This window comes from Cohnella fermenti (assembly GCF_004801405.1).
Lineage (GTDB): Bacteria > Bacillota > Bacilli > Paenibacillales > Paenibacillaceae > Cohnella > Cohnella fermenti.
This window is the reverse complement of record NZ_SSOB01000003.1, coordinates 210,725-236,724: the sequence shown is the minus strand read 5'-3', so window position 1 is coordinate 236,724 and position 26,000 is coordinate 210,725. Positions and strand designations below refer to the sequence as shown.

Genomic DNA, 26,000 nt, shown 5'->3' with positions numbered 1-26,000 from the left:
ACGAACCTGTTATAATTACTCCGGTATGCCCCAGAAGGAGATGGAACGTTTGTCCGCTCAGCCCAATCAAGTCAACCTAAAGCGTCTCTTCTTGTTTTTTATTCCGCTCGGCCTGTCCGCTCTGCTGATCAATTTGTCCCATACCATCATCAACGGCACGCTCGCGCGAGCCGCGAACCCGGAGCTTATCATCGCCGGCTATGCGACCGCCATGAGCCTCTTGACCGTCACCGAGCGGCCCGCTGTCCTGTTCCGCGAGACGTGTTCCGCACTCGTGCGCGACAAGCGATCGTTCGGAGCGGTGCGTCAGGTCGCCTTCATCGTCTTCGGCGCGTCGCTCATCTTCGGCGCTCTGATCGCCTATTCGCCAATCGGCGTCTGGATCTTCGGCGGAGCCTACGGGGCGAATGCGGAGACGACGGAAGCGGCGACCGACGTCTATGCCGTCCTGATGTTCCTCAGCGTCTTCTCCGGCATCCGCTGCCTTTATCAAGGCGTCATTATTTATCGAATGCGAACGAAGTGGCTTACGATCGGGATGGTTTTCCGCTTGGGAGGCACGTTCGCCCTGGCCCAATATATTCTGCATGCCGGCGTCACCCATTCGCGGCAGGGCGCCATCCTGTTCGTGTTCGGCATGATCATCGAAGCGGCCGTCAGCCTGCTCGAAGGCCGCAAGCTGGCGAAGGACCTGCCGGACGATTCGCCGGAGAGCGAGATTCGCAGGCCGAGACAGGTGCTGAACTTCTACAGCCCGCTGCTGTTCTCTTCCTTCATTATCGTATGGGTCCCGCCGATCCTGAACGCCCTTCTCGGCCATACGCAGCATGGGGCGCTCTCGATCGCTTCCTTCTCGATCGCCGGCAGCCTGATGGGACTGACGCTCGGCTTCTTCACCTACTTCCATCAGATCGCGCTGCAGTTCCACCGGACACACCCTCATCTGGTCAAGCAGTTTGTCCTCTTGATGGCGTTCGTTCCGGGAATGCTCGTCGCCGTCTTGGCCTATACGCCCGTCGGCGAATGGGTATTCGCGAAGGTGTACGGCGTGCAGGGACCGCTGCTCCAATCCAGCGTTCATGCGCTGCGAGCGTTCCTGCCTTATGTGCTTGTCTTCCCTTGGATCGATACGCTCAACGGCATCGTCCTCTCGCGCAGCCAGACGAAGCTGATGTTCGGCTCCCAGACCGCCAACGCGGCGGCAACGGTGGTTCTGGTCGTCTCGCTTACGCTTGCGCTTCCCCACTGGACAGGCACGCTCGCCGCGTTGTCCCAATCCGGAGGGATGGTCGCCGAGCTTGCCGTGCTGCTTCTGCTGCTCCGTCGCGCTTCCCGCGCCGAGCCGTCCGGGAAGCTTAACATCCTGCCATCCAAGGAGAGACATCCATGAGAAGCCGGCTATTCGGCTCCGGGCAACTGACCGTGCTCCGCAGCCTGCACTTCGTCAACTATGCGGCGATGGTGCTCGTCGTCACGTACTTCCCGCTCTACTTCTATGATATCGGCTTCACCAAGCTGCAGATCGGCACCATCTTCTCGATCGGCCCGCTGCTCTCGATCTTCTCGAACCTGCTCGCCGGCATCGTCGCCGACAAGACCAAGGCGCTGCGCCGGGTGCTGAGCCTCGTGTTCCTCGGGCAGATTCTCGCGCTTGCGCTGCTGCTGCCGCAGAAGGAATTCGCGGTCGTCTCCGCGCTTATGGGGCTGTTCTACTTCTTCCAGACGCCGGTCAACTCGATGATGGACAGCATAACTCTGCTCGCCGCAGAGAAGCTGAACCGCACGTTCTCCGCGATTCGCATGTTCGGCTCGCTCGGCTACGCCGTGTGCGCCATTCTGTTCGGCTACGCGCTGAAGGCGACCGGCTCCGACCTGACGCTCTGGCTCGCTCTCGGCACCGTCGTCTGCTCGCTTGTTCTGTCGTTTGCGCTGGCCGACTTCCAGAAGTCGGCGGCGCCGTTCCGCTTCGCCAGTCTGCTTGACGTGCTCAAGCGCCGCGAGACGCTTGTCTTCTTCGCCTTCGCAGCGCTCGTCTCGGTGGCGCACCGGATGAACGAAGGCTTCCTAGCCGTCACGATGAAGGAGTTCGGCGCGTCCGAATCGCTGATCGGCCTGTCGTCGCTCGCTTCTTCGGCGAGCGAGATCCCGACGTTCTTCCTGCTGTCCCGTTACGGGCATCGCTTCAAGGAGCTTCCGCTGCTCGCCTTCGCGAGCCTGATGTACGCCCTGCGGATGCTGCTGCTGAGCGTATCCCACGAGCCAATTGCCTTCGTCGCCATCCAGGCGATGCACAGCGTGACATTCGGCATCTTCTACATCACGGCGCTGCGCTACCTGCAGTCGATCGTCCCCGACGAATACCGCTCCTCCGGGCAGGCTCTGTTCGGCATGGTATGGACGGGGCTCGCCGGACTTCTCGCCGGCACGCTCGGCGGCTGGCTGTACGACGCCTATGACCACACCGCCGTCTTCCGGCTCGGCGGGGCATTCGCGCTGACCGCCATGGTCGGCTTCCTGCTCGTTCACCTGCGTCGACTTAAGGAGTAGGCGCACCACAAGAAACGGCGGCTTCAGGGAGATTATCCCCGAAGCCGCCGTTATTGCACTCAGCCCGTTACCGACTCGGGAGGCTCCCAGGAGCTCGCCCCTTCGTAACGGATAATATGGATACGGGAGATACGCAGATGGTCGGTCTCCTCGATGATAAACCGAATGCCCGCTTCCACCTCGATCGTCTGGTTCTTCCTCGGCGGGTTCTCGATCTGGGAATACATCCAGCCGCCGATCGTGTCGTAATCCTCCGTCGGGATGTCGAGCCCGAAGTAGCTGTTGACCTCCTCGATCAGCATCATGCCGCTGATCGAATACGTCTCATCGTCCTTCTTCTCCAGGTCCGGACGCTCCTCGTCGAATTCGTCCTGGATCTCCCCGACGATCTCTTCCATGATATCCTCAAGCGTCACGAGCCCGGACGTTCCGCCGTACTCGTCGATCAGAATCGCGATCTGCGACTTGTTCTTCTGCATCAGCTTCAGCAGGTTGCTGATCGGCATGCTCTCCGGCACGGTCGTCAGCGGCCGCAGAATCTCGCGGATGTCCTGAACCGAGCCGTCGTAGCCCCGCAGTACGTCCCGGATGTGGACGAAGCCGATGATGTTGTCCTTGTCCTTGTCGCATACCGGATAGCGGGTATGCATCTCGCGGAGGGCGACGATGCGATTGTCCTCGAACGGATGATTCGCGTACAGGCAGATCATCTCGGTGCGCGGAATCATGATCTCGCGGGCGTTCGTCTCGGCGAACTCGAAGATATTGTCGACAAGCGTAAGCTCCGTCTTGTCGATGAGCCCGCTCTTATGACTCTCCTTCATCAGGATGCGAATCTCCTCTTCCGTATGGGCGGAGGACAATTCGGTGGCAGGCTCGACGCCGACCAGCTTAAGCAAGCGGTTCGCCATTCCGTTGAGCAGCCAGATGAAGGGACTCATGATCTTGCGGAAAACAATCAGCGGCGCAGAAGCCCACAGCGTTACGGTCTCGGCTTGGCGGATGGCGAGCGTCTTGGGCGCCAGTTCGCCTAATACGATATGAAGAATGGTGATCAAGGAGAAGCCGATGATAAAGGAGAGAGGGTGGACGAGACTCTCCGATAGGCCAAACTTCTCGAACAGCGGTTCGAGAGCTCTCGCGATGGCAGGCTCGCCGATCCAGCCGAGTCCAAGCGAGGCAAGCGTGATGCCGAGCTGGCAGGCGGATAAATAAGCGTCCAGGTTGCCGGTCAGATGCGAAGCAAACTTCGCCCGTTGATTCCCTTCTTGCACAAGGGTATCGATCCGGGTTCCGCGCACCTTGACCATCGCGAATTCGATGGATACGAAGAATCCGTTGAGGAAAACCAATGCGAAGATCAAGACCAAGTCCACGACTAGCGGAAAGGGGTCAGGTTCCAAACGTTCCCTACCCTCTGACAGAGAGGATAGGTACACCTCCTTCATAATAAAAAAAAGTAAATGATGGTAATCGTAAATATGCCTTTACACTAGCTTAGACGATGATTCACCGAGCGTCAAACTCCGATTCCCCCCGTAAAAGGCCGATCGGGTGCCTTCCACGCTCGCGAGCGGGCAGAAGAGGCCGATTTAATGCCGCGAATCGCCGTATATCCGTCCGTATCCCCTCTCAGGCGCTCCCAGCGCGGACAGCTTGGCCGAATTCGCTCAATCGCGGGAGCGCCGCAGCTCCTGGTTGTGCCGAATCTTCTTCTCCGTCCCTTGCTCCGTGGCCTCGTAGAAGTGCCGATCGCGGATCGCGTCCGGCAAATATTGCTGGTCCACGTAATGTCCCGGGAAGTCATGCGGGTATTGGTAGCCGACATGGCCGAGCTTCTTCGCGCCGCTGTAATGCCCGTCGCGAAGATGCAGCGGCACCTCCGCCGACTTCAGCGCGTCGAGCGTCCCCATAATGTTGCCGATCGCCACGGCGACCGAATTGGACTTCGGGCTCTCGACCGCGAACAGGATCGCCTGGGCGACGATGTACTTGGACTCCGGCCAGCCGATCCGGTGATAGGCTTCCATGGCGCTGACGGCTTGTACCATCGCCTGCGGATTGGCCAGCCCGATATCCTCGCTGCAGGCCACCGTCAGACGGCGCAGGAACGTCATCGGGTCCATGCCGAGCTTCTCGACCGCGTAGAGGAACCAGAACAGCGCCGCGTCGCTCGAGCCCCGCACGCTCTTGTGGAAGGCGGACAGCACGTCGTACTGCGTCGATTCGTCCGCTTGGACGGTCGGCTGGCGGATCGATTCCTCGGCGATCTCGACCGTGACGCGGACGGAGCCGTCCGGCTCGGACGGCGTCGTGATCGCCGCCAGCTCCAGCGCCGTCAGCGCGCGGCGAATATCGCCGCTGGCCATCGACGCGATGTGCTGCAGCGCCTCCTCGTCCACGTGCAGCTTCATGAAGCCGAGCCCCTTCGCCGCGTCGGCAAGCGCCCTGCGCATCGCCAGCAAGGAGTGCTCCTTCGTCAGCGAATGAAGCCGGAACAGCGTCGAACGCGACAGAAGCGCTCCGTTCACCGAGTGATACGGGTTCTCCGTTGTCGCCCCGATGAACACGATAATTCCCTTCTCGACGGCGGGCAGCAGCGCGTCCTGACGGGCGCTGTTGAAGCGATGCACCTCGTCGAGGAACAGAATCGTCTTGCGCCCGTACATCGTCTTGTTGCTCTCCGCCTGCTCGATCACCTCGCGAACATCCTTGACGGACGCGTCCACGGCGTTCAACCGAACGAAGTCGCCTTCCGTTCGCTTCGAGATAATATGGGCCAGCGTCGTCTTCCCGCAGCCCGGCGGTCCGAACAGCAGAATCGAGGACACCGCATCCCCTTCGATCGCCCTTCTAAGCAGCTTGCCCGGCCCCACAATATGCTCTTGACCGATATATTCGTCGAGCGTCTCCGGCCTCATGCGGTCGGCAAGCAGCCGAGAGCGAGGCTCCGATTCCGCCCGGTAGCTGAACAAGTCCAATGATCTCCCGCCTTTCCCCCGTTCCTTCATCATAGCAGAATCGGAGCGGAATCGGAAGATGGATGGCGAACATTTGTTCTGTATCGAATCGCTTTACAACCGCTGGAGAGCGGAGGCAATGATCGATCGCCGCTCGCGAATATAGTGCCGAATGACCTCCGCCTCCCCCATGAGCTCGTATCGCGACTGCCGACGGTGAGGATCTAGGCTTAGATCCCCCACGATTTTCCCCAACATTCCGTGGACCTTGGGCATCAGCGCACTCTCGGTGAAGGGGCCTCTGATCGCCTTGGACAGAATCGTCCGGTAACGGCTTCGCAGCTCGGGGAGCTCCAGCAGCTTGGCCGATAAGTAATTGTAGCCCGTCACGTCCACCAGGTCGCTCGAGACAAGCTTCCCGTAGCAGTTCCGCCCCCAGGTTCCTTCGTAGTCCCACGGAATGATGCGGAACTTGCCCGTCTTCGAATGGCGGTAGATCGCGTAGTTCTGCTCGAAGCCGTCGTAATTGCCGGTCAGCACCGCCCCCGCGAGCCAGCGCAAGCTGTTGTCGATATCGAGCCGCGCCTCCAGGAACCGCTTCAGCGCAATTCCGTTCTTCTCGTTCAACCCTCGAATGAAGGCGGTAAGCTTGCCCTTCTCGGTCGCCCCTCCGAACCGGTGCTCGTAGCCCGCCAGAAGCGTCGGCTTGTAGCGGCTCGTCTCCGGAATCCGCAGGCCGAAGTCGGCGTTGTTGTTGACCGCATAGAACAGGGAAGAATAGCCGATGCCCCGACTGTGGAAGAACCTCCGCCCGACCCCCTCGATCTCGAGGTACACCCCGAGCGGTTCCCCGTTCCGATAGAGCATCACGTGCTTCGCGCGCGGGCTCGGCACCCCAATCGTCGGCAGAAAATAAAACGAAAGAGCGTTGCGGATCATCGATGGATCGTCAAATTCGGCATTGTAGTGGAAGGTTCGCCCTGCGCGCACGATCTCGTAAGAACGCTTCGGGTATCCTCTCGTATGACCGCCCCGGTAGCGGACCTTCACCTTCGCCGATTGCCCGTTCGTCCGCATGACCGCCGACACGAACCGATCGTTCCACAAGTTGCTCTCCAGTTCCTCGCTCTCCGGCTCTCCGAGGAGAAGGTTGCGCACGGGTAAAGTCATGCCGTCTCCGCCTTTCTGTGGGCAGGGCTGTCGTTCCCGTATAACGTATGAACGCCCGGCATTCGCGGAAACGGCATTCGTCTAGACGGCATAGGCATCCCCCGCGAAAAAAAAGCCACCATCCCAAAGAGATGAATGGCTTAAAGGCGGATATTGCCGATTATTCTTCTCCGTGGCAGCCGCAGGTGCGGTGCCCGCCTGTCCGATGTCCGCCCGTGCGATGGCCGCCTGTCCGATGACCTCCCGTGCGATGGCCTCCCGTGCGGTGACCTCCTGTGTGATGGCCGCTCTTATGATGGCATCCGGTTCGATGGCCCCCCGTATGGTGGCCTCCCGTGCGATGATGACCGCCCGAATGATGGACCTGGCGGCATACGATTCCGCTGAGCCAGTCGCCCGGGATCACGTAACCGCATTCCAAGCGCGCGTGCCCGGTCTTGCAGCAGGACTTGTGCTCGGAGCGAATCTGCATCTTCATCTCGATACACCTCCTGAATAATAAGGATGATTCAATCTATGACAGGACTGGCAGGTTAGATAGAGACAATCGTATCGCCACTGGCAAAAGGGGCACCTTGTCCGGGCGAGCGGTGTCGGTAAAGGGGCGTTGTTCGTTCGCGGGGAATGTCATATAATGGGGAACAGGAGGTGTCAACCATGCTCAATCAAGCTCTGTTGGACAAGCTTAACGATCAGATGAACTATGAGTTCTATTCCTCGCAGGTATACCTGGCCATGGCCGCGTATTGCTCTGCCGAGAGCTATGACGGGTTCGCCAACTTCTTCGTGGTGCAAGCGGAAGAGGAGAAGTTCCACGCCATGAAGATCTACCACTTCATCAATCAGATGGGCAAGCGAGCCGTCGTTACCGGCATGCCGAACCCGCAGGTTGAATACGAATCGCTGCTGGATGCGTTCGAGCATTCCTACAGCCACGAGCAGACCGTGACGCAGCGCATCTACGCGCTGTCGGACGCCGCATGGGAAGATCGCGAGCACGCGACGATCAACTTCCTGAAGTGGTTCATCGACGAGCAGGTCGAAGAAGAGGATACGTTCGATTCGATTATCCAGAAGCTTCGCCGCATCGATATGGACAGCAACGCGCTCTACATGATGGACGCGGAGCTGGCTGCCCGCTCGTTCACGCCGCCGGCGGGCGAAGCCGAGTAAGTTCGTTCTAAGTTCTCGGGCGGCTCGCCTAACGCAGACAAGCCCCCATTATCGCCTTTTGCCGGGCGGTAATGGGGGCTTGTTCGTGTTTGCTTGTGCTTGCTCATGCTTGCTTGTGATTGGGCTTGAGCAGGGGGTGAGCCGGAGCGTTCCCGTGCGGGATCAGTCGTTCTCCCGCTTCTGCTTGCCCTTCTCGACCAATTCGCGGAACACGACGCCGACCATGATCAGCCCCGCTACCGGCGGCACGAAGGCATTGCTCGCCGGAGGCTGCTGCGCCTTGCGGATCTCCTTCGGCGCGGTATCGGGCACGATCCGCTGGGTGACGTCCTCAAGCGGCTTCAGCGGCTCCTCCTTGGAGAAGACGACCTTCACGCCCTTCTTGATGCCTTCCTTCCGCAGCTTCAATCGAATCACGCGCGCGATCGGATCGACGCTTGTCTTCGAGATATCGGCCACCTCGAACCGGGACGGGTCCGTCTTGTTCGCCGCGCCCATGCTGGAGATGATCGGAATTTTGCGCTGCAGGCATTGCTTGATCAGATGGATTTTGTACGAGATCGTATCGGAGGCATCGACGACATAGTCGAGCGGATACTTGAACAGCTCCTCGTACGTCTCTTCCGTGTAGAACATCCGCAGCGAGATCGCGTCGCAGTCCGGATTGATCAGCTTGATGCGGTCGCGCATCAGATCCGCCTTCGGCTGCCCGACGGTCGTCGTCAGCGCGTGAATCTGCCGGTTGATGTTCGTGATGTCGACGACGTCCTTGTCGATCAGGATAAGTCGGCCGACTCCCGACCGGGCGAGCGCCTCGGCCGCAATCGAGCCGACTCCGCCGATTCCGAGGACGGCCACGGTGCTTCCCTTCAGAATGTCGAGCCCGTCCGGTCCGATCGCAAGCTCGGTTCTCGAGAATTGATGCAGCATGATGCTCGTTCAACTCCTCCATGGATAATGGAATGCCGCTTGCCGGATTACTCCGCCGCGCCTTCTTCCGCTGCCGGAGCGGCCGCCTTCGCTTGGGCGGCGAGCGCCTTCGCGGACAAGCGGATATGCAGTTCTTCCATCTGGCGATCCGCGACGGTGGACGGCGCGTCGGTCAGCAGGTCGGTCGCGCTTGCCGTCTTCGGGAACGCGATCGTCTCGCGCAGGTTCGTGCGGCCGGAGAGCAGCATGATCAGACGGTCGAGACCGAACGCGATGCCGCCGTGCGGAGGCGTGCCGTATTCGAAGGCGTCCAGGAAGAAGCCGAACTTGTCCTTCGCTTCTTCCATCGTGAAGCCGAGCGCGGAGAACATCTTCTCCTGCACGTCGCGGCGATAGATCCGCATCGAGCCGCCGCCCACTTCGTAGCCGTTCAAGACGATGTCGTACGCTTGCGCGCGGATCGCGCCCGGATCGGTATCGAACAGTGCCAGATCGTCGTCGTGCGGACGGGTGAACGGATGGTGCAGCGCCACGTAGCGCTTCGCTTCTTCATCCCATTCGACGAGCGGGAAGTCGACGACCCACAGGAACTTGAATGCGCTGTTGTCGATCAGGCCGAGCTCGCGGCCGACCTTCAGGCGCAGGTTGCCCATGACATCGGCAGCCGTCTTCAGCTTGTCGGCGGAGAAGGTGAGCAGATCGCCTTCTTCGACGTTCAGGCGCTCGGTCAGCGCGGCGATCTCTTCCGGCTTGAAGAACTTGACGATCGGCCCCTTCCATTCGCCGTCCTTGATCGTGATCCAGGCGATGCCCTTGCCGCCGTAGCGGGCGGCGAACGGCTGCAGATCGTCGAGCTCCTTGCGGCTCCAGCTTGCGCAGCCCTTCGCGTTCAGCGCCTTGACGACGCCGCCGGAGGCAGCGACGGAAGCGAACACCTTGACGTCGCTGCCCTTGACGATGTCGGTAACGTCCTTGATCTCGAGGTCGAAGCGAAGGTCCGGCTTGTCGGAGCCATACTTGTGGATCGCGTCATGATACGTGAGCCGCTGGAACGGGGTCGGAATGTCGACGCCGACCGTCTCCTTGAACAGGCGAGCCATCAGCTCTTCCATCATCGCGAGCAGTTGATCCTGGGACAGGAAGCTCGTCTCGATGTCCACCTGGGTAAATTCCGGCTGGCGATCCGCGCGCAGGTCTTCGTCGCGGAAGCAACGAGCCACTTGATAGTAGCGCTCAAGTCCGCCGATCATCAGAAGCTGCTTGAACAACTGCGGAGACTGCGGGAGCGCGAAAAATTCGCCCGGGTGCACACGGCTCGGCACGAGGTAGTCGCGCGCGCCTTCCGGCGTGCTCTTCGTCAGAATCGGCGTCTCGACGTCGATGAAGCCGTTGTTGTCGAGGAAGTCGCGGAACACCTTCGTCGCCTTCGAGCGGAGGCGCAGCGTCTTCTGCATCTCCGGACGGCGAAGATCGAGGTAACGGAACTTCAGGCGAAGCGACTCATCCACCTCGACGCCGTCCTCGATCGGGAACGGAGGCGTCTTCGCGCTGTTCACCACTTCGACTTCTTGAACCTGAATCTCGATCTCGCCGGTCGCAAGGTTCGCGTTGAACGTCTCCGGATCGCGCTCGACCACCTTGCCCTTGACGGCCAGAACGTACTCGTTCCGGGCGCGGCTGCCGACCTCAAGCGCCTGCTTGTCGAATTCCGGGTTGAAGACGATCTGGACAATGCCGGAGCGATCGCGAAGATCGATGAAGAGCAGGCCGCCGAAGTCGCGCCAGCCTTGCACCCACCCGTTCAGAATGACCGTTTCCCCTACGTGTTGTTTCGTTAACGTGCCGCAGTCGCGGTTTTTGAGCATCATGTCGTTTGTTCCCCTTTACCTGATCGGTTGTGTGTATTCGTTCGTTAGTTGCCGCGAATCGCGGCTTCCAGCTCGCCTAGCTTGACTTGACGCTGCTCTTGCGTAGCCAGGTGCTTCAGCGCGATCTCGCCCCGGTCCAGCTCATCGTCTCCGAGAATCGCGACGTACGTGGCACCTGCACGCTCTGCGGCCTTGAACAGGCTCTTCGTCTTGCGCCCCTGGAAGTCTTGCTCGACGGCAAGCCCCGCATTCCGCAGCCGCTGGACGATCGCGGCCGATTCGCGGGCCGCACGCTCGCCGAGCGTCATGACGAACACGTCGACCGGCGAGCCGGAGTCCGGCTTCACGCCTTGGTTCTCGAGCAGCATCAGCGTGCGCTCAAGCCCGATGCCGAGGCCGACGCCCGGCCGGTCGTCCCCGCCGATGTCCGCCACAAGGCCGTTGTAGCGGCCGCCGCCGCCGACGGTATCGATCGCGCCGATTCCTTGGGCCTTGTACTCGAACGCGGTGTGGGTGTAATAATCGAGCCCCCGCACCAGACGGGAATTGATCCGGTAAGGAATGCCCATCCCGTCCAGACAAGCCCGAACCGTAGCGAAGTGCGCTTCGCACGCCTCGTCTAGGCTGTCGAGAATCGACGGCGCGTCCGCGAATTTGTCCTGATCCACCTTGCAATCCAGGACACGCAGCGGATTGCGTTCCATGCGCGATTGACAATCCTCGCATAGGCTATCCTTCATCGGAGTCAGGAATTCGAGCAGCTTCGAGCGGAACGCCGCGCGAACCTCCGGCGTACCGACCGAATTGATCTCGACCGTAACGCCTGTAAGCCCGACTTCCTTATAGAAGTGGTAGCCGAGCGCGATAACCTCGGCATCGAGCGCCGGGCTGTCGGAGCCGATCGCCTCCACGCCGAACTGGTGGAACTGGCGATACCGGCCCGCTTGCGCCCGCTCGTAGCGGAACATCGGTCCGATGTAATACAGCTTCGCCAGGTCCGGCTCGCCGTACAGCTTGTTCTCCACGTAGGAACGAACCGTTCCCGCCGTCCCTTCCGGCCGGAGCGTCATGCTGCGGTTGCCGCGGTCCTCGAAGGTGTACATCTCCTTCTCTACGATGTCGGTCGTCTCGCCAACCCCCCGCTTGAACAGCTCCGTCATCTCGAAGATCGGAGTGCGGATCTCGCGGAAGTGATACCTGCGGCAGATCTCTCTCGCCGTCTTCTCCACGAACTGCCACGTCTCCGACTTGCCGGGCAGAATATCCTGCGTACCCGGCGGTTTCTGGAACGCCATGCTTGATCCTCCCTTTCTTCCTCTTCCATCTGCCACGCGGGTGCGATCAAAAAAAGCCCCCGTCCCTGAAGGCAATCGCCTGTCAGGGACGGAAGCTCTTACTCCTCTTCCGCGGTACCACCCGTCATTCGAACGGTGCGAATCCAGCTCAATCGAGCCGACCGCGCACGTTCGCGCTTGATCCGGTTAACGCCCGGCGACGCCGCGAAGCTAATGAGCAGCTCATCCCTTAAATGCGGCGTCATTAGCCTAACAACTTAAGCCTGACGCATTCGCGGGTAAGCCTGCCGTTCGCAACGGGTTCTCGGGGAGGTCGTTCGTCCGGTCATCGTCGGAGAGCTTGCAGCCTGAAGGCTCTCCTCTCTGGGGACCTGGGTCCGGAGTACTTCTTCCCGTCATGGAATCCATGGCTAGATACAATTGTTACTTATTCTAATACACCGCGGCGAGGCGTGTCAACTTGGATGATGACTCTGGACTGGATGGCGACGGTGGAGGATGGCTTGGTGTGGGCGATGGCTTGTCGGGCGGCGGCTTGGCTTCGTTACAGCAACATGCAATTTATGTGGTTTTTCACATTCGTTGTTTGGATTTCCGCATGATCGAGGTGTTTTATGTGAATTTTAGCATATATAAGGGCAGTTCGAGGCGAAACGGCCCTTATGAATGTGGTTTTTCACATAAAATCATCCAAATCACCCGTTTCGGAGCAGCACCAATGTGAATTTTCACATACATCTTCGTTCCCCATCGCCATCGCCGGGCAGCACCACCCTCGCCGACTCCATCGTCTTGATTCGCAGCGTCCTTCCCCCTGTTCGTCTCCATGACAAAGAAAATAACCTGCCGAATCACCGGCAGGTCCAAATGAATTATATTAAAAAAAGGGGGTCGCTATTTATAATAAGCCATTTGTTTTAAAGAACGATGTTACAAAGATTACGGTTTGGTTACAAAAAAGGAAGCGCTATTATCGATTCAAACCCGCTGCATCACCACGGAGGCAAAATAATCCCGCCGCCTGGGAGCCCTCCGGAGCCGCCGCTTGCGTAATCCGCCTCAACCACATTCGAGCGATAAGCGCCGTCCACAACTACGAAGTAAATCTTGGCTGACTGCATCGACAACATTAGTTCATTAATGGTGAGAACATTCATGTTAGTGGACGACATACCGTAAGTAATGACATAATCCGCCGATGGAGCAGTCGGTTCTACCGAATCATAGGTCTCAACCAAGTAATAGATATTGTAATAAGAGCTTGTGTAACCCACCGTCGCTTGAATACCGTCCAAGGTCACATCAAACTCATTCAGCACGCTGTCCGTCCGATAATAAATATAAGTCGACAACGAACCCGTACCGAGCGTATTAGAGCCGACAGCATACAAATAGTAGGTTTTATTCGAGTCCAGATTATCGAGCGTTACCGTGAACCCGTTGCCCGCCTTGGTCATCGTGCCTGAGCGGATCGCCGCTCCCCCGCCGGCATTCTTGCCTTCCAAGATAAGAGCTTCCGACATTCCCGCTTCCATGCTGTCCACAAGAACGTAATGCACCGTATCGGCACCGTCGGAGGTCGCTTGAGCCGTAATCGTACTGGTCGAGCCCGATTCCGTACGCAAGGTTCCCGCTTGATCGAACGTTGCCGTGTATGGAGCGGCAGCAGCGGCAGCGGCGGTCGTGAACGATTGGTAAGCAACCGAGGTCAAGCCGGAGGCCGATTCGCCGACAATATAGACGGTATACGAAGTCGCAGCCGCGAGAGCGTCGTCGGACACGGTCACCTGGCTGTTCGTTACGGGAATAGACGAATCCGCCGTGCCTTTAACGGTCTCTGCATTATAAGAAGAATTGTAGGCGCCCGGAACAACGAAGTAATACAACGTCTCAATCTCCGCCGACGCAGATACGCTTAAGCTGAAGCCGTGAGAGTCGGTCGACAGGCTCGAAGTATCGATCGAGATCGTCGGCTCTTGCGGTTGCTGCGGTTCCTCTTGCTCCTCCTCCGCCTCGAGCGTCGTGAACGCGTTGGACGCAAGAGCGGAGTTCACTCCGGACGAATTGCGTTCGAATGCGTAGAGAACGTAGGACGTGTTCGGCGTCAATTCGGTCAGATCGATCGTGAAGCTCAATTGCTCTGCCGCCGCCACATGGCTGCTTCCTGCATCCATGATCAGATCCAGCGACGGAGCTGACGCAACAGACGGATAAACAGCGTAGTACACTGTTCCCGCAACGGAAGCCGTAATGCCGAAGTGAGCGGAAGTCGAGGCAACCTCAGACGCGGAAGAGATAACAGGAACCGCGACGCTCGCCGGAGGCGTATAAGGTGTCGTCGAGGTCGTCGTCGTTGTCGCCGAAGACGTCGATCCCTTCGGAGCGGTCGTTACCTTGACCGGAATCGGCTGCGAATCATCGTTCTTTACCTCGTTGCCGAAAAGCGTCTTTAATCCGTCCGCCTTGACGACAGGGTCCGTCGCCGTATCGATCGTGAAGCCGTCGTGGAGAGTGATGACGATGGACTTCTTGTCGTCGGACAGCTTGAAGCTATCCTTCGTCGGGTCGAGAGCTTTGCCGTTCACCGTAATCTTCGATAGGTCGATCGAGCTCTCGTCGATCCCCCCGCTTATCGTCAGCTCCAGCGTATTCCCTTCGCCGAACTCGGCCCCGCTCACTCTGAGCGGTATCAACTCTTCGTAAGTGACCTTCGTTTCGTATGAGCCCAGCACAAGCAGGTCACGAGTGGCGTTGGTCGTTCCGCCAAATTTGCCATCCGCGCCGTTGGACAGCAATTTTAACTCAATGGCCTTCGCCACATAGCCTTTCGCCCAATCGGAGACGCTACCATCGTTCACGCCGGCGGTTTGCTCCGCTTCCGTATCCTTGCCGAGAATGCGAACGAGGAACGTCGCCAACTGTTCCTTCGTCACCTTGCCTGCCGGGTTGAACTGGCCTTCGCCGATTCCGTCCGTAAGTCCCGCTTGCTTCAAGGCCTCGATGTAGGGCAGTGCATACCCGTTCGCACCGTCCGCCTTCACATCGCTGAAGCTCGAAGTTGTCGCATCGGCTTTAAGGTCCAGAATCAATGCGGCTACCTTCGCGAATTGTGCGCGATTCATCTCCTCTTGAAGTCCGAAGCTCGTGTCGCTGACCCCTTCGAAGATGCCTGCCGCGATCAACGCGTCGAACTTCGCCTTTGTGGCGGTGTCGAGATCCTTCAAATCCGTGAAATCAGCCGATGTTGCCGCCAAGCTCGTTTCCGCGCCTGCCGCTGATACGGCCCCCAGTCCGAGCGCAAGCGCCGCAGACCAAACCAACGTTTTCTTCTTCAAACTCCCGCCTCCAATTTGAAAAAAGAAATCCATCCGTTCCTTAAAAAAAACGACACGTCGGTATTCTAAATGATAGTATCGCTTTTCTATTCCATTTATCGGATAAAAACTAACGCTTCATGAGACAAAAGTTGCTCTTATTCGAAAGTTTTATCCATTTTTCGTGACTTTGGACTTAGCGCGGCGAAATGGTTCGAGGGAATGGTCTGAGGGAATGGTCTGAGGGAATGGTCTGAGGGAATGGTCTGAGGGAATAGTTTGAGGAAATGGTGCGGCGAAATAGGGGGGGGATCCGAGGACTTTTGCGATTTTATGTGATTTTTCACATTCATTGGCTTGAATTGGCGGCAATCGAGGCGTTTTATGTGATTTTTAGTGTACATCCGGCAACTCGAGCTGACATTTTCTTTATGTATGCTGTTTTTCACATAAAATCGCCCAAACTGCCATTATTAAGCCGCTCGAATGTGATTTTTCACATAAAATCCGACAGCCAGCGACATCGACAGAGATGGCGAGATGGTTGTCGGGGCGACGGGGGTGGCGGGGTTGCTGGGGCTGCGGGGTTGCTGGGGTTGCTGGGGTTGCTGGGGCTGCTGGGGTTGCTGGGGTTGCTGGGGTTGCTGGGGTTGCTGGGGTTGCTGGGGTTGCTGGGGTTGCTGGGTTGGCCCCCACTGTCAAAAAAAGAGCCGCGCCGTCCTTAGACGGCCAGCCCCTTCTTCCGTTGCCACGTTTGCTTCTAGCCGCGGGACATCGGCGGATGCCTCCGGCCGTAGCCGGCACCGCTTCGAACGTCCTCGCCCAACTCGCCCGCGAACTCGGTACCGGCCTGCATGGCCAGCGCCGCCCGGCGGTCGAGCGGCTCCCCTTCGCGCATTGCGCGCTGCAGCTTCGCTTCCTTCGCCGCTTGCCTCACTATCCGTCGACTTCCTTTCCACAACAAGGGATCGACATGTAGTGTTGCCAACGAAGCGCCGCTTCAATCATTCATCGCACAAGACAAGCCGCCAACAGCAATCTTATTCCGTCCGTCTTCCTTCTGACCACTCCCGCCTTCTCACTCCGGGCTGTCCAGAATAAGCGTGACCGGTCCGTCGTTCACAAGCGAGACGTCCATCATCGCACCGAACACGCCGGTCTCGACCCGGATGCCCTTCTCGCGCAGCATCGCGTTAAACCGGTCGTACAGCTCCGACGCCAGCTCCGGCTTCGCGGCACCCATGAAGTTCGGCCTCCGGCCCTTCCGGCAATCTCCGTACAGAGTGAACTGCGACACCGATAGAATCGCGCCTCCGATGTCCTCGAGCGACAGGTTCATCTTGCCCGCCTCGTCCTCGAACACCCGCAGGCCGGCAACCTTGTCCGCCATCCAGCCCAGTTCCTTCTCGCCGTCGCCCGGCGCGATTCCGACGAGAAGCAGATGCCCCTTGCCGATCTCGCCGACAACCCGACCTTCCACGCGAACGCTCGCTTCCGCCACTCTTTGCAGTACGACTCTCATTGGCTGCCTGATGCCCTCCGGCCTGTCGTCCAAGCGAATCCAACGCCTCGCCTGGCCCTTATTCCATACTCCTCGCTTTGTTCCCTGCTCCTCGCCTCTGTTCCTATCGCCTACTGCATCATCCGCTGAACGGAGAAAATATCCTTAACCCGCTTGATCTTCTCCACAACGGTATGAAGATGATCCTTGTTGCGGATCAGAATCGTCAGATGGATGATGGCGACCTTGTTGCGATCCGAACGGCCCGAGACGGCCGCCATGTTCGTCTTGCTCTCCGACACCGCCTGCAGCACCTCGTTCAGCAAGCCGCGGCGATCATGCCCGAGCACCTCGATCTCGACGCTGTAGTTGGCTTCAACCGCCTCTTCCCACTCGACCTCGATAACGCGCGCCGCCTCTTCGCCCTCCGTTGCCTGCGGCAGGTTCGCGCAGTCGGTCCGATGGACGGAGACGCCCCGGCCGCGGGTGATGTAGCCGACGATCTCGTCGCCGGGAACCGGATTGCAGCAACGCGCGAAGCGAACGAGCAGATTGTCGACGCCCTTGACGACCACGCCGCTCGACGGCCGATTCTTCCGCTCCGGAATCGCCTTCGCTTCCTTGTGCACCTCGCCGGTAAGCTGAATCTGCTGCGCCTCTTCCATCTCCCGGCGCATCTTCTCCGTCAGCTTGGTGCAGATCTGCGCCGCGGTGATGCCGCCGAAGCCGATTGCGGACATCATGTCCTCGATATCGTTGAACGTGAACTTGCGCGCCGCTTCGAGCAGCTTCTCGTCCGTCATCCATTCCGACGGCTCAAGGCCGATGCGCTTCAGCTCGCGCTCGAGCGAATCCCAGCCCTTCTCGACATTCTCCTCGCGCTTCTCCTTCTTGAACCACTGCCGGATCTTGCTGCGGGCATGCGACGATTGGGCGATCTTCAGCCAGTCCTGGCTGGGCCCGTAGGAGTGCTTCGAGGTCAGAATCTCGACGATGTCGCCGGTCTTCAGCTTATGGTCGAGCGGAACGATCCGCCCGTTCACCTTCGCTCCGATCGTGCGATTGCCGACTTCCGTATGAATGCGATAGGCGAAGTCGAGCGGCACCGAACCGGCGGGAAGCTCGAACACCTCGCCCTTCGGCGTGAATACGAACACAAGATCGGTGAAAAAATCCATCTTCAGCGACTCCATGAATTCGGCCGCGTCCCTCGTCTCCTGCTGGAGCTCGATGATCTCGCGGAACCAGTTCATTTTGTCCCCGAAGGAGCCTTGAACGACGCCCTGCTCCTTGCCTTCCTTGTACGCCCAGTGGGCCGCGATCCCGTACTCGCTTGTCCGGTGCATCTCCCACGTTCGGATCTGCACCTCCGTCGGCTCGCCGGTCGGACCGACCACCGTCGTATGGAGGGACTGGTACATGTTCGCCTTGGGCATCGCGATGTAATCCTTGAAGCGCCCCGGCATCGGCTTCCACAGCGTATGAATGATCCCGAGCGTCGCATAGCAATCCTTGACGTTATCGACAAGGATGCGAATCGCCAGCAAGTCGTAAATCTCGTTGAACTGCTTGTTGCGGGTCGTCATCTTCTTGAACACGCTGTAGATGTGCTTGGGACGGCCGGAGATGTCGCCTTGGATGCCCATCTCCTCGAGCTTCTCGCGGATCTTGGCGATGAGGTCGGAGATGTACTGCTCCCTCTCCGTTCGCTTCTTCTTCATGAGGTTCGCGATTCGGTAGTATTGCTGGGGGTTGAGGAAGCGCAACGCGATGTCTTCCATCTCCCACTTGATCGCGCTGATCCCGAGCCGGTGGGCGATCGGGCAGTAGATCTCCATCGTCTCGTGGGCGATGCGGCGCTGGCTCTCTTCGCTCTGATACTTCAGCGTGCGCATGTTGTGCAGCCGGTCGGCGAGCTTGATCAGGATGACGCGGATGTCGTTCGCCATGGCGACGAACATCTTCCGGTAGTTCTCGTTCTGCTGCTCTTCCTTGGAACGGAATTGGATCTTCTCCAGCTTCGTAAGGCCGTCGACAAGCCCTGCGATTGTCTCGCCGAAGTGCTCCTTCAAGTCTTCCAAGGTGACGTTCGTATCTTCGACAACGTCGTGAAGCAGCGCCGCGATGACCGTGACCACATCCATCTGCATGTTGACGAGGATCTCGGCCACCGCGACCGGATGAAGAATATAAGGTTCGCCGGATTTGCGCAGTTGTCCCCGATGAGCTTCGTCCGCGTATTCGAACGCTTCTCTCACCCGCTGCAAATCCTGGTCTCTCATATAGGTTGAAGCTTTCTCGAGCAATTGCTCCATGCCCATTGCTTTGATTCCTTTCCGCAGGCCGGAGGCGCCGCCGCTGTGCCAAGAAGTTATTCCTTACATTATGCCTCTTGGCGGCAGGAATCGTCAACCGACACAGGGCAACTCCAGACCTTCCGGGCATACGTTCCTACTCTTCCAGCGGCTCGCGTCCCACATAGTGACGGGCCGATGCGGGGGGCTCCACCGCCTCCAGCTCGAACCAGAAGCTCGTGCCTTCTCCCAGCTTGCTCGACACCGTTGCGCGGGTTCCGTGCTTCTCCAGCACGTGGCGCACGATCGACAGACCCAGCCCGCTTCCGGAATGCGCCGACCGCGCCTTGTCCGACTTGTAGAACCGCTGCCACACCTTGTCGAGATTCGCCTCCGCGATGCCGACGCCATGATCGTGAACTCCGATGAGCGCGACATCCCCGCGCCGCTCGATCGACACCTCGACCGACTTGCCGTTCGGCGAGAATTGGATCGCGTTGAGCAGCAGATTCGACAGCACTTGATCGATCCGGTTCGGATCGGCCTTCACCCATACGTCCTCCTGGTCGCCAAGCAGCGAGAAGCCGAGATTCCGCCGGGTAAAGTCCGGGTCGAGTCCGGCGAGCAGCCGGCGCACCCACTCCGAGATATTGTAATTCGCCGGATGGATGTCGAGCTGCCCCGCTTCCATCCTCGCCACCTCGAGCAGATCGTTCACGAGCCGATTCATGCGCTGGGTCTGCTCGCGGATGAGGCCCAGGTAGATGCCGCTTCGCTCCTGGGGAATGGCCCCGTCGATCATCGCCTCCACGTAGCCTCCGATCGAAGTGAGCGGCGAGCGGAGATCGTGCGACACGTTGGCGAGGAATTCCCGGCGCATTCGGTCCAGACTCGCGAGCTCCTCCGACATGTGGTTCAAGGAGTCGGCCAGTTCGCCGAGCTCGTCCTTCGGCTTCGCAGACAGCCGGATATCGAACCGCCCCTTGGCGATCATCCGCGCCGCTTCGCTCATCTTCCGAATGCGGGAGCTGAGCTTCCCGGACACGAAGGCGACAATGACGAACCCGACGACGAAGGCGGTAATCATGATCGAACGGAACCCGCTGTTGAAAAAAAACAAAGGACGCGGCTCGACCACCGTGCGGATAACGAGATACTTTGCTTCCATGTCGTCCGTTCCGTTGATCGCCGTCGCAGACAGCGAGACGCGCGGGTCGGCGAGCGACGGCACGTCCAGGAACGGCTTGCCTTCCTCCAGCTCTTCCCGTGCGACTTCCCAGTCGTCCAGGTCGAGCGTCTCGGCATCCTGGGAGCCGGTCTGCATAAGGGTCTCGCCTTGCGCGTTCAGCACGAACAACGTGCGGTTGATCGGCCCCGAAGCGAGCCGAAGCGCGGCCCTCATCATGCCGGGGTCCCAATTCTCCCGGTAAGAGCTGCGGACAAGCGCAGCCGCGACGCTAAGCTGATCCTTCTCGAAGCGCACATTCCGATCGTTCAGCTCCGTGCGCACGAACCAGGAAGAGAACAACGCCGTCGAGGCGAACGAGATGACCAGAACGGCGAAAAAGGCGAGCAGCAGCTTGGCGGTGATTCCGTTCCACCGCATCATGCTCCGCCCACCTCGAACTTGTAGCCGACTCCTCTTATCGTCTCGATCCGGTAATTCGGCGTCGACCCGATTTTCTCCCTGATTCGTTTAATATGAACGTCCACCGTCCGCGGGTCCCCTTCGAAGTCGTAGCCCCATACCCGATCGAGCAATTGCTCTCGCGTCAGCACCCGGTTCGGCATCGTGGCGAGCGTGTGCAGCAGCTCCATCTCCTTCGGCGGCAGCGTCAGCTCCGCGCCCCCGCACTGCACGATGTAACGGTCCAGGTCGATCACGAGGTCCGCATACCGCACCGGCTCCCGGGCGAAGCCCGGCTTCAGCCGCTTCATGACCGCCTTGATCCGGGCCAGCAGTTCCTTCGGGTCGAACGGCTTCACCATGTAATCGTCCGCTCCGAGCTCGAAGCCCTTCAGCTTGTCGTAGCTCTCGCCCTTGCCCGTCAGAATGATGATCGGCGTCGATCGCTCGGACCGGATCTTCTTGCACACCGCGAACCCGTCGAGGCCCGGAAGCATCAGATCGAGGATGACGAGTTCCGGCAGCTCGGAGAGGAAGAGCGCGATGCCTTCCTCCCCGTTCGCCGCGACGGAGAACGAGAAGCCCTCGCGCCCCAGGTACAGTCCGATAAGCTCGCTGATATAAGGATCGTCTTCGATGATGAGAATATTGGCGATGGCCATATCGGGCTGCACTCCTTCTTATTGTCTCAACGCGTCTACCGGATTCAATCTCGAGGCCCGGCGGGCCGGCAGGAAGCCGAACAGCACGCCGACGCCCATCGAGAACAGCAACGCCAATACCATAATATTAACCGAAGGCGATGCCGGCGAGTCCATCAGCTTCCCTGCGAAGTTGGAGCCGCTGGCGCCGACGACAACGCCGACCAGCCCGCCGAGCCCTCCGATCATCGCAGCCTCGACCAGGAATTGGAACAGAATGTCCCGCTGCTTGGCGCCGAGCGACTTCCGGATTCCGATCTCCCTTGTCCTCTCGGACACCGAGGTCAGCATCATGTTCATGATGCCGATCCCGCCGACGAGCAGGGAGATCGCCGCGACGTACGTCAGCATCGTGGACATGGAGGTCGATACCTCCGTGATCGTCGCGAGCAGGTCCGCCTGGTTGAACACCGTATACGAGTTCTCGTCGTTGCGGAAAAACGTCTGCAGGTTGAATTCGAGCATCGTCTGGACGAAGTCGACCTTCTCGCTGCTCTCGACCTGCACGTAGATCGTGCGGATCGCATCCGTCTTGAGCGCCACGCGCGCAGTCTGGATCGGAATGATGACGACGTTGTCGCTGGAGCCGGTCGTGGTCGAGCCCTTTGACTCCAACACGCCGATGATCTTGTACAAACTGCCGTTTAAGCTGATCTTCTGGCCGACCGGATCGTCGATGGACAATTCCTCGGCGACTTCCGAACCGATAACGGCAACCTTCTGGGAGAACTCCCCGTCGATCTCTTTAATGAATCGACCTTGAGCGACCGTGTAGTCCCGTACTTCGGCGAAATCCGGCGTGGTCGCCTGAACCGAAGCGCTGTACGTCGTCGTCTTGTACTTCGCGGTCACGTTGCTTGAGATCACGGGCGCATAGGCTTCAACGCCATCGATGTCCGTCAGCGATTCCGCGTCCGCCAGGGTAATGCTCGTCACGGCGCCGCGGCCGACAACGTTCGCCGTCAGCATGTTCGTGCCGAGCCCTTGCATCTGGCTCTTGACCTGCTCCGCCGTCCCGTTCCCGATCGCGACCATGATCGTAACGGAGGCAACGCCGATCATAATACCAAGCACCGTGAGCAAAGTTCTCATCTTCTGAGAGCTTACGCTGTGCCAAGCCATCTTGACACCTTGGGATAACTTCACGATGCTTCAGTCCTTTCCTCGGTCAATTTCCCGTCCTGGATGCGGACGACACGCTTCGCCTGCGCGGCTACGTTAGGATCGTGGGTGATGATGACGATCGTGTTGCCTTCCGCGTTCAACTCCTTGAGCAATCCCATAACGTCACGACTCGTCTTGCTGTCGAGCGCCCCGGTCGGCTCGTCGGCGAGCAGAAGCGGGGGAATCCCCGCCAATGCCCGCGCAATCGCCACACGCTGCTGCTGCCCGCCGGATAACTGATTCGGAATATGGAACATTTTCTCCCCGAGGCCGACCTTCGTCAGCGCCTCCTTCGCCCTCGCCCGGCGTTCGCTTGAAGACAGCCCGCGATAGACAAGAGGCAGCTCGACGTTATCGACAGCTCGCAGCTTCGGCAGCAGATGGAAGCTCTGGAAAATGAATCCGATCTTCGTATTGCGAATCGCCGCCAGCTTCCCTTCGCTCAATTCCTCGACCTCCTTGCCATCAAGGAAGTACTTGCCGCTTGTCGGCTGATCGAGGCAGCCAAGCACGTTCATCAAGGTCGACTTCCCGGAGCCGGACGGCCCGATGATCGCCATGAAGTCGCCGTGGTAGACCGTAAGGTCGATTCCGTCGAGCGCGTTGAACGTCTCTCCGGCAAGCGTGTATTGCTTGTAAATATTCTCGAGTCTAATCAGCGGAGCTTGTTCTTGGCTGCTCATTAGCGTCCGCCTCCTCCACCGAAGCTGGCGCGGGTCGTGCCTCCACCTCCGCCGCCTCCGCTGAAGCCGCCTCCGCCTCCGAAGTTGCCGCCTCCGCCGAAGTCTCCGCCCATACCGCCCATGCCGCCCATCATGCCGCCCATCTGGGTCGTTGTGGTGGATGTGCTGACGATAACCGGAATCAGAACCGTATCGCCTTCGCTCAGACCGGTCAGAACTTCGACTTGCGAATCCGTCGTAATGCCGACCGTGATCTCCTGCATCGTGAATTCGCTGCTGCTCGATTGATTTGACGTGCCGGTCATTCCGCCTTGACGTCCGCCGCCCTGGCCGCCGCCGAAGCCGCCGTATCCGCCTTGACCGCGGCTGCCGGATTGCCCGCTTTGACCGGACGCACCGGATTGGCCGTCCTGGCCTCCGTTAGCCATCTGGCTCGGGTCGAAGCCCTCCGGCATGTTCTCCGGATCGTAGCCCTCCGGTGCGCCGCTTGGCATTGCCCCGTCCGCCGGCGCTCCGCTCGGCGCCGCTTCGCCGCTGCCTTCGGAAGCCGTTCCACCGGAAGCTGCGCCGCCGGAAGCCGCTCCGCTGCCCGTGCCCGTTGTGCTGCTCGTGCCGTCGTTCGGCACGCGAACGAAGTACTTGCCGCCGATCGATTCCACCGCGTCGACGGAGACGATAAGCGCGTCCGTCTTCTGCTCGATAATGATCGTGATGTCCGCCGACATGCCCGGCAGCACGTTCTCGATATCGTTCAGCGTGACAATGACAGGGAACGTCGCCACCCCGTTCGAAGAGCTCCCGTTCTTGGATATCTCAGTCACCGTGCCGGTAATCTCTTGCCCGGAGAGAGCTTCAATCGAGACGTCGGCCTCTTGTCCGACCTTCAGCTTGGTAATGTCGAGCTCGTCGGCCGAGATCGTCACTTCCAGCTTGTCGTAGTTAACAAGCGTAAAAGCAGTCAGACGCGCCGACACATCGTCACCGGCCTTGATGTCCACGTTCGTAACCGTGCCGTCGATCGGCGCCACAATCGGGTCCGGAGCTTCGGCCTTCTCCTGATAATCCTGAATCTCCAGCTTCGTCTGCTCGATGTTGAGCTGAGCCGACTTGATGCTCATCTCCGCGGAGGCGATCTCTTCTTCGCTGCCGCCCGAGATCTTCAGGTTCTTCCACTTCGTCTGCGCCTGCTCGAGCGTCATCTCCTGCTGCTGCAAGCTCAGCTTGGCTTTGTTCAGCGACAGGGTCACATCCTCGCCTTCGAAGGTGGCCAAGACGTCGCCTTTCTTGACGACATCGCCTTCTTCGACGGTTACCGTGCTGACCGTCCCCGCTTCGGACACAATCGCATCCTCGGTCTCGCTGACGGCGACCGAACCGGAGCCGGATACGCCATTGGTAATCGTCCCCTTGGTGACGCGGGATTGCTGGAAGGTCTGCGCCGCGGCTACCGTGTCATCCTTCGTGTAGTACCAGTAGCCTGCGCCGCCCGCAGCGCCGAGAACACAAACGATGAGGACCCAATTGATTATCTTTCTGATGCGCTTCTTCTTCATTCCTCGTGAGCCTCCCAATATCAAATCCAAACTATGTAGAAAATATTAACTGAATACTATCACTCCTAAATGAACGGACGATGAATTCCAGCTTAAGCCCACATGAAAACGGGGGATCCAGACGAAGGGGATTCGGGCGAATTCCTTACCTCCGCGCGCTCTCTCCCTGCCCTTCTCTTCATCTTCCTCTTCCTCTTCATCTTTATCTTTATCTTCATCTTCATCTTCATCTTCATCTTCCCCATTCCTCCGCCATCCCCCCGAGCTTCGCTGACCATACTATTCGCCCCCGATCCAATGACCTTTGCGATTTTATGTGGTTTTTCACATTCGCTGGCCCGGATTCGGGGTGACTCCAGGTGTTTTATATGATTTTTAGCATACATCCGGCAATTCGGGCCGGAATCTTCTCCATGAATGTGATTTTTCACATATAATGGCCCAAACTGCCCGCTATCGAGCTGCACGAATGTGATTTTCCGCATAAATTCCTGATCTCCGGCGAGATTCGGCGGCTTCGCGGGCTTTAGCGGCTACCTTATTCTAGGAACATTGATCCCCCTACCGATAGGCCAACAAAAGACGGAAACAGCAAAAAAAGCCCTCCTTCCGGTCCGATCATCGGAACCGAAGAGGAGGGCTTGCATCCGTTCGTTAATATTGCACGAGAGAGCGGGTCTCGATATCCGTCAGCTTCGCGCGGCCGTCCAGATAGCCGAGCTCGATCAGGAAGGCCGCCCCGACGATCTCGCCGCCGAGCTGGCGGACCAGTTGCGAAGCGGTAGCGATCGTGCCGCCCGTGGCGAGAAGATCGTCCGCAATCAGGACGCGCTGCCCCGGAGCGATCGCATCCTTATGGACGGCGAGCTTGTCCTTGCCGTACTCGAGATCGTAGCTCGCTTCGATCGTCTCGCCGGGAAGCTTGCCGCTCTTGCGGATCGGGACGAAGCCGACGCCGAGCGCAAGTGCGAGCGGTGCTCCGATGACGAAGCCGCGTGCTTCGGGCCCCGCCACCACGTCGATCTTCAGGTCCGCGACGAGTTCCTTCAGCGAATCGATCGCCGCTTGATACGCCTTGCCGTCCTTCAGCAAGGTCGTAATATCCTTGAATCGGATTCCCGGCTGCGGGAAGTCCGGAATAACGCGGATGTATTCTTTGAAGTCCATGCTTCGCACATCTCCTTCCGTTCTTATCATGAATAGAATTATACACATCCGTC

General features: G+C 59.2%; 23 protein-coding genes. 5 read left to right on the top strand and 18 right to left on the bottom strand.

Translation table 11 applies throughout. From position 1 onward, the window contains the following. Positions 1-49 precede the first annotated feature (49 nt). The gene (locus tag E6C55_RS04005; RefSeq protein WP_136368483.1) at positions 50-1,390 is read left to right on the top strand and encodes a multi antimicrobial extrusion protein MatE; all 1,341 of its coding nucleotides are present in this window, start codon (positions 50-52) and stop codon (positions 1,388-1,390) included. After that, positions 1,387-2,547: an MFS transporter gene (locus E6C55_RS04000; RefSeq protein WP_136368482.1), complete on the top strand. Its 1,161-nt coding sequence runs from the start codon at positions 1,387-1,389 to the stop codon at positions 2,545-2,547. Before E6C55_RS04005 ends, E6C55_RS04000 begins: the two co-directional genes overlap by 4 nt. A gap of 59 nt (positions 2,548-2,606) precedes the next feature. On the opposite strand, the gene E6C55_RS03995 is transcribed toward E6C55_RS04000, so the two are convergent. The 4 genes from E6C55_RS03995 to E6C55_RS03980 all read right to left on the bottom strand — a co-directional run bounded on the left by E6C55_RS03995 (position 2,607) and on the right by E6C55_RS03980 (position 7,155). Then, entirely contained in the window at positions 2,607-3,995 is a 1,389-nt protein-coding gene (locus E6C55_RS03995) for a hemolysin family protein (protein WP_136368481.1), read from the bottom strand. A gap of 222 nt (positions 3,996-4,217) precedes the next feature. Further along, on the bottom strand, positions 4,218-5,528 hold the full coding sequence (locus E6C55_RS03990; protein ID WP_136368480.1) for a replication-associated recombination protein A: 1,311 nt from the start codon (positions 5,526-5,528) through the stop codon (positions 4,218-4,220). A 93-nt stretch (positions 5,529-5,621) separates the two neighbouring features. Then, on the bottom strand, positions 5,622-6,677 hold the full coding sequence (locus E6C55_RS03985; RefSeq protein ID WP_136368479.1) for a CotH kinase family protein: 1,056 nt from the start codon (positions 6,675-6,677) through the stop codon (positions 5,622-5,624). Between the two features lie 160 nt (positions 6,678-6,837). Beyond that, complete coding sequence (locus tag E6C55_RS03980) at positions 6,838-7,155, bottom strand: hypothetical protein (protein WP_136368478.1); 318 nt, start codon at positions 7,153-7,155, stop codon at positions 6,838-6,840. Positions 7,156-7,334: 179 nt separating this feature from the next. On the opposite strand from E6C55_RS03980, the gene E6C55_RS03975 reads away from it, so the two are divergent. Further along, positions 7,335-7,850 (top strand): ferritin, encoded by a 516-nt coding sequence (locus E6C55_RS03975; RefSeq protein WP_136368477.1) that lies wholly within the window; start codon positions 7,335-7,337, stop codon positions 7,848-7,850. Between the two features lie 162 nt (positions 7,851-8,012). Here E6C55_RS03975 and E6C55_RS03970 read toward each other — a convergent pair whose 3' ends face one another. Genes E6C55_RS03970 through hisS form a run of 3 tightly spaced genes read right to left on the bottom strand, consistent with a single transcriptional unit; the run spans position 8,013 to position 11,943 of the window. Further along, a complete protein-coding gene (locus E6C55_RS03970) occupies positions 8,013-8,780 on the bottom strand; it encodes a tRNA threonylcarbamoyladenosine dehydratase (RefSeq protein WP_136368476.1) in 768 nt (255 codons plus the stop codon). A gap of 47 nt (positions 8,781-8,827) precedes the next feature. After that, on the bottom strand, positions 8,828-10,648 hold the full coding sequence (gene aspS, locus E6C55_RS03965; protein WP_136368475.1) for an aspartate--tRNA ligase: 1,821 nt from the start codon (positions 10,646-10,648) through the stop codon (positions 8,828-8,830). A 44-nt stretch (positions 10,649-10,692) separates the two neighbouring features. After that, positions 10,693-11,943: a histidine--tRNA ligase gene (gene hisS, locus E6C55_RS03960; RefSeq protein WP_136368474.1), complete on the bottom strand. Its 1,251-nt coding sequence runs from the start codon at positions 11,941-11,943 to the stop codon at positions 10,693-10,695. Positions 11,944-12,403: 460 nt separating this feature from the next. Here hisS and E6C55_RS03955 point away from each other — a divergent pair, with 460 nt between their 5' ends. Beyond that, positions 12,404-12,667, top strand: coding sequence for a hypothetical protein (locus tag E6C55_RS03955; protein WP_136368473.1), 264 nt, complete (start codon positions 12,404-12,406; stop codon positions 12,665-12,667). A gap of 268 nt (positions 12,668-12,935) precedes the next feature. On the opposite strand, the gene E6C55_RS03950 is transcribed toward E6C55_RS03955, so the two are convergent. Beyond that, a complete protein-coding gene (locus E6C55_RS03950; RefSeq protein ID WP_168735446.1) occupies positions 12,936-15,278 on the bottom strand; it encodes an S-layer homology domain-containing protein in 2,343 nt (780 codons plus the stop codon). A 302-nt stretch (positions 15,279-15,580) separates the two neighbouring features. Here E6C55_RS03950 and E6C55_RS33615 point away from each other — a divergent pair, with 302 nt between their 5' ends. Next, positions 15,581-15,982, top strand: a complete 402-nt coding sequence (locus tag E6C55_RS33615; protein WP_168735423.1) for a hypothetical protein — start codon at positions 15,581-15,583, stop codon at positions 15,980-15,982. A gap of 35 nt (positions 15,983-16,017) precedes the next feature. On the opposite strand, the gene E6C55_RS33610 is transcribed toward E6C55_RS33615, so the two are convergent. From E6C55_RS33610 to E6C55_RS03905, 10 genes are all read right to left on the bottom strand, one after another. Beyond that, the gene (locus E6C55_RS33610) at positions 16,018-16,194 is read right to left on the bottom strand and encodes a hypothetical protein (protein ID WP_168735422.1); all 177 of its coding nucleotides are present in this window, start codon (positions 16,192-16,194) and stop codon (positions 16,018-16,020) included. Between the two features lie 141 nt (positions 16,195-16,335). Then, entirely contained in the window at positions 16,336-16,779 is a 444-nt protein-coding gene (gene dtd / locus E6C55_RS03940) for a D-aminoacyl-tRNA deacylase (RefSeq protein ID WP_136368470.1), read from the bottom strand. A 110-nt stretch (positions 16,780-16,889) separates the two neighbouring features. After that, positions 16,890-19,079 carry a RelA/SpoT family protein gene (locus E6C55_RS03935; RefSeq protein WP_136368469.1) on the bottom strand — a complete coding sequence of 730 codons (2,190 nt, stop codon included), beginning with the start codon at positions 19,077-19,079 and terminating at the stop codon, positions 16,890-16,892. Positions 19,080-19,209: 130 nt separating this feature from the next. Further along, positions 19,210-20,661 (bottom strand): sensor histidine kinase, encoded by a 1,452-nt coding sequence (locus tag E6C55_RS03930; RefSeq protein WP_136368468.1) that lies wholly within the window; start codon positions 20,659-20,661, stop codon positions 19,210-19,212. Next, positions 20,658-21,341, bottom strand: a complete 684-nt coding sequence (locus E6C55_RS03925; RefSeq protein ID WP_136368467.1) for a response regulator transcription factor — start codon at positions 21,339-21,341, stop codon at positions 20,658-20,660. Before E6C55_RS03925 ends, E6C55_RS03930 begins: the two co-directional genes overlap by 4 nt. An 18-nt stretch (positions 21,342-21,359) precedes the next feature. Further along, positions 21,360-22,526: an ABC transporter permease gene (locus tag E6C55_RS03920; protein WP_136368466.1), complete on the bottom strand. Its 1,167-nt coding sequence runs from the start codon at positions 22,524-22,526 to the stop codon at positions 21,360-21,362. Next, the gene (locus E6C55_RS03915; protein WP_136368465.1) at positions 22,523-23,227 is read right to left on the bottom strand and encodes an ABC transporter ATP-binding protein; all 705 of its coding nucleotides are present in this window, start codon (positions 23,225-23,227) and stop codon (positions 22,523-22,525) included. The genes E6C55_RS03920 and E6C55_RS03915 overlap by 4 nt, the downstream gene beginning before the upstream one ends. Further along, positions 23,227-24,780 (bottom strand): efflux RND transporter periplasmic adaptor subunit, encoded by a 1,554-nt coding sequence (locus E6C55_RS03910; protein ID WP_136368464.1) that lies wholly within the window; start codon positions 24,778-24,780, stop codon positions 23,227-23,229. The genes E6C55_RS03915 and E6C55_RS03910 overlap by 1 nt, the downstream gene beginning before the upstream one ends. A gap of 92 nt (positions 24,781-24,872) precedes the next feature. Beyond that, positions 24,873-25,016: a hypothetical protein gene (locus E6C55_RS33605; protein WP_168735445.1), complete on the bottom strand. Its 144-nt coding sequence runs from the start codon at positions 25,014-25,016 to the stop codon at positions 24,873-24,875. A 418-nt stretch (positions 25,017-25,434) separates the two neighbouring features. After that, on the bottom strand, positions 25,435-25,947 hold the full coding sequence (locus tag E6C55_RS03905) for an adenine phosphoribosyltransferase (protein ID WP_136368463.1): 513 nt from the start codon (positions 25,945-25,947) through the stop codon (positions 25,435-25,437). Positions 25,948-26,000 lie beyond the last annotated feature (53 nt).

What these genes read in the sequence shown, in the direction of transcription:
- E6C55_RS03915 (WP_136368465.1), bottom strand. Translation starts at nt 23,227, where the DNA reads ATGAGCAGCCAAGAACAAGCTCCGCTGATTAGACTCGAGAATATTTAC.
- E6C55_RS03930 (WP_136368468.1), bottom strand. Translation starts at nt 20,661, where the DNA reads ATGATGCGGTGGAACGGAATCACCGCCAAGCTGCTGCTCGCCTTTTTC.
- E6C55_RS03935 (WP_136368469.1), bottom strand. Translation starts at nt 19,079, where the DNA reads ATGGGCATGGAGCAATTGCTCGAGAAAGCTTCAACCTATATGAGAGAC.
- dtd (WP_136368470.1), bottom strand. Translation starts at nt 16,779, where the DNA reads ATGAGAGTCGTACTGCAAAGAGTGGCGGAAGCGAGCGTTCGCGTGGAA.
- E6C55_RS03905 (WP_136368463.1), bottom strand. Translation starts at nt 25,947, where the DNA reads ATGGACTTCAAAGAATACATCCGCGTTATTCCGGACTTCCCGCAGCCG.
- E6C55_RS03975 (WP_136368477.1), top strand. Translation starts at nt 7,335, where the DNA reads ATGCTCAATCAAGCTCTGTTGGACAAGCTTAACGATCAGATGAACTAT.
- E6C55_RS03980 (WP_136368478.1), bottom strand. Translation starts at nt 7,155, where the DNA reads ATGAAGATGCAGATTCGCTCCGAGCACAAGTCCTGCTGCAAGACCGGG.
- E6C55_RS04000 (WP_136368482.1), top strand. Translation starts at nt 1,387, where the DNA reads ATGAGAAGCCGGCTATTCGGCTCCGGGCAACTGACCGTGCTCCGCAGC.
- E6C55_RS03970 (WP_136368476.1), bottom strand. Translation starts at nt 8,780, where the DNA reads ATGCTGCATCAATTCTCGAGAACCGAGCTTGCGATCGGACCGGACGGG.
- E6C55_RS03910 (WP_136368464.1), bottom strand. Translation starts at nt 24,780, where the DNA reads ATGAAGAAGAAGCGCATCAGAAAGATAATCAATTGGGTCCTCATCGTT.
- E6C55_RS03925 (WP_136368467.1), bottom strand. Translation starts at nt 21,341, where the DNA reads ATGGCCATCGCCAATATTCTCATCATCGAAGACGATCCTTATATCAGC.
- E6C55_RS33605 (WP_168735445.1), bottom strand. Translation starts at nt 25,016, where the DNA reads ATGAAGATGAAGATGAAGATGAAGATAAAGATAAAGATGAAGAGGAAG.
- hisS (WP_136368474.1), bottom strand. Translation starts at nt 11,943, where the DNA reads ATGGCGTTCCAGAAACCGCCGGGTACGCAGGATATTCTGCCCGGCAAG.
- E6C55_RS03985 (WP_136368479.1), bottom strand. Translation starts at nt 6,677, where the DNA reads ATGACTTTACCCGTGCGCAACCTTCTCCTCGGAGAGCCGGAGAGCGAG.
- E6C55_RS03995 (WP_136368481.1), bottom strand. Translation starts at nt 3,995, where the DNA reads ATGAAGGAGGTGTACCTATCCTCTCTGTCAGAGGGTAGGGAACGTTTG.
- aspS (WP_136368475.1), bottom strand. Translation starts at nt 10,648, where the DNA reads ATGATGCTCAAAAACCGCGACTGCGGCACGTTAACGAAACAACACGTA.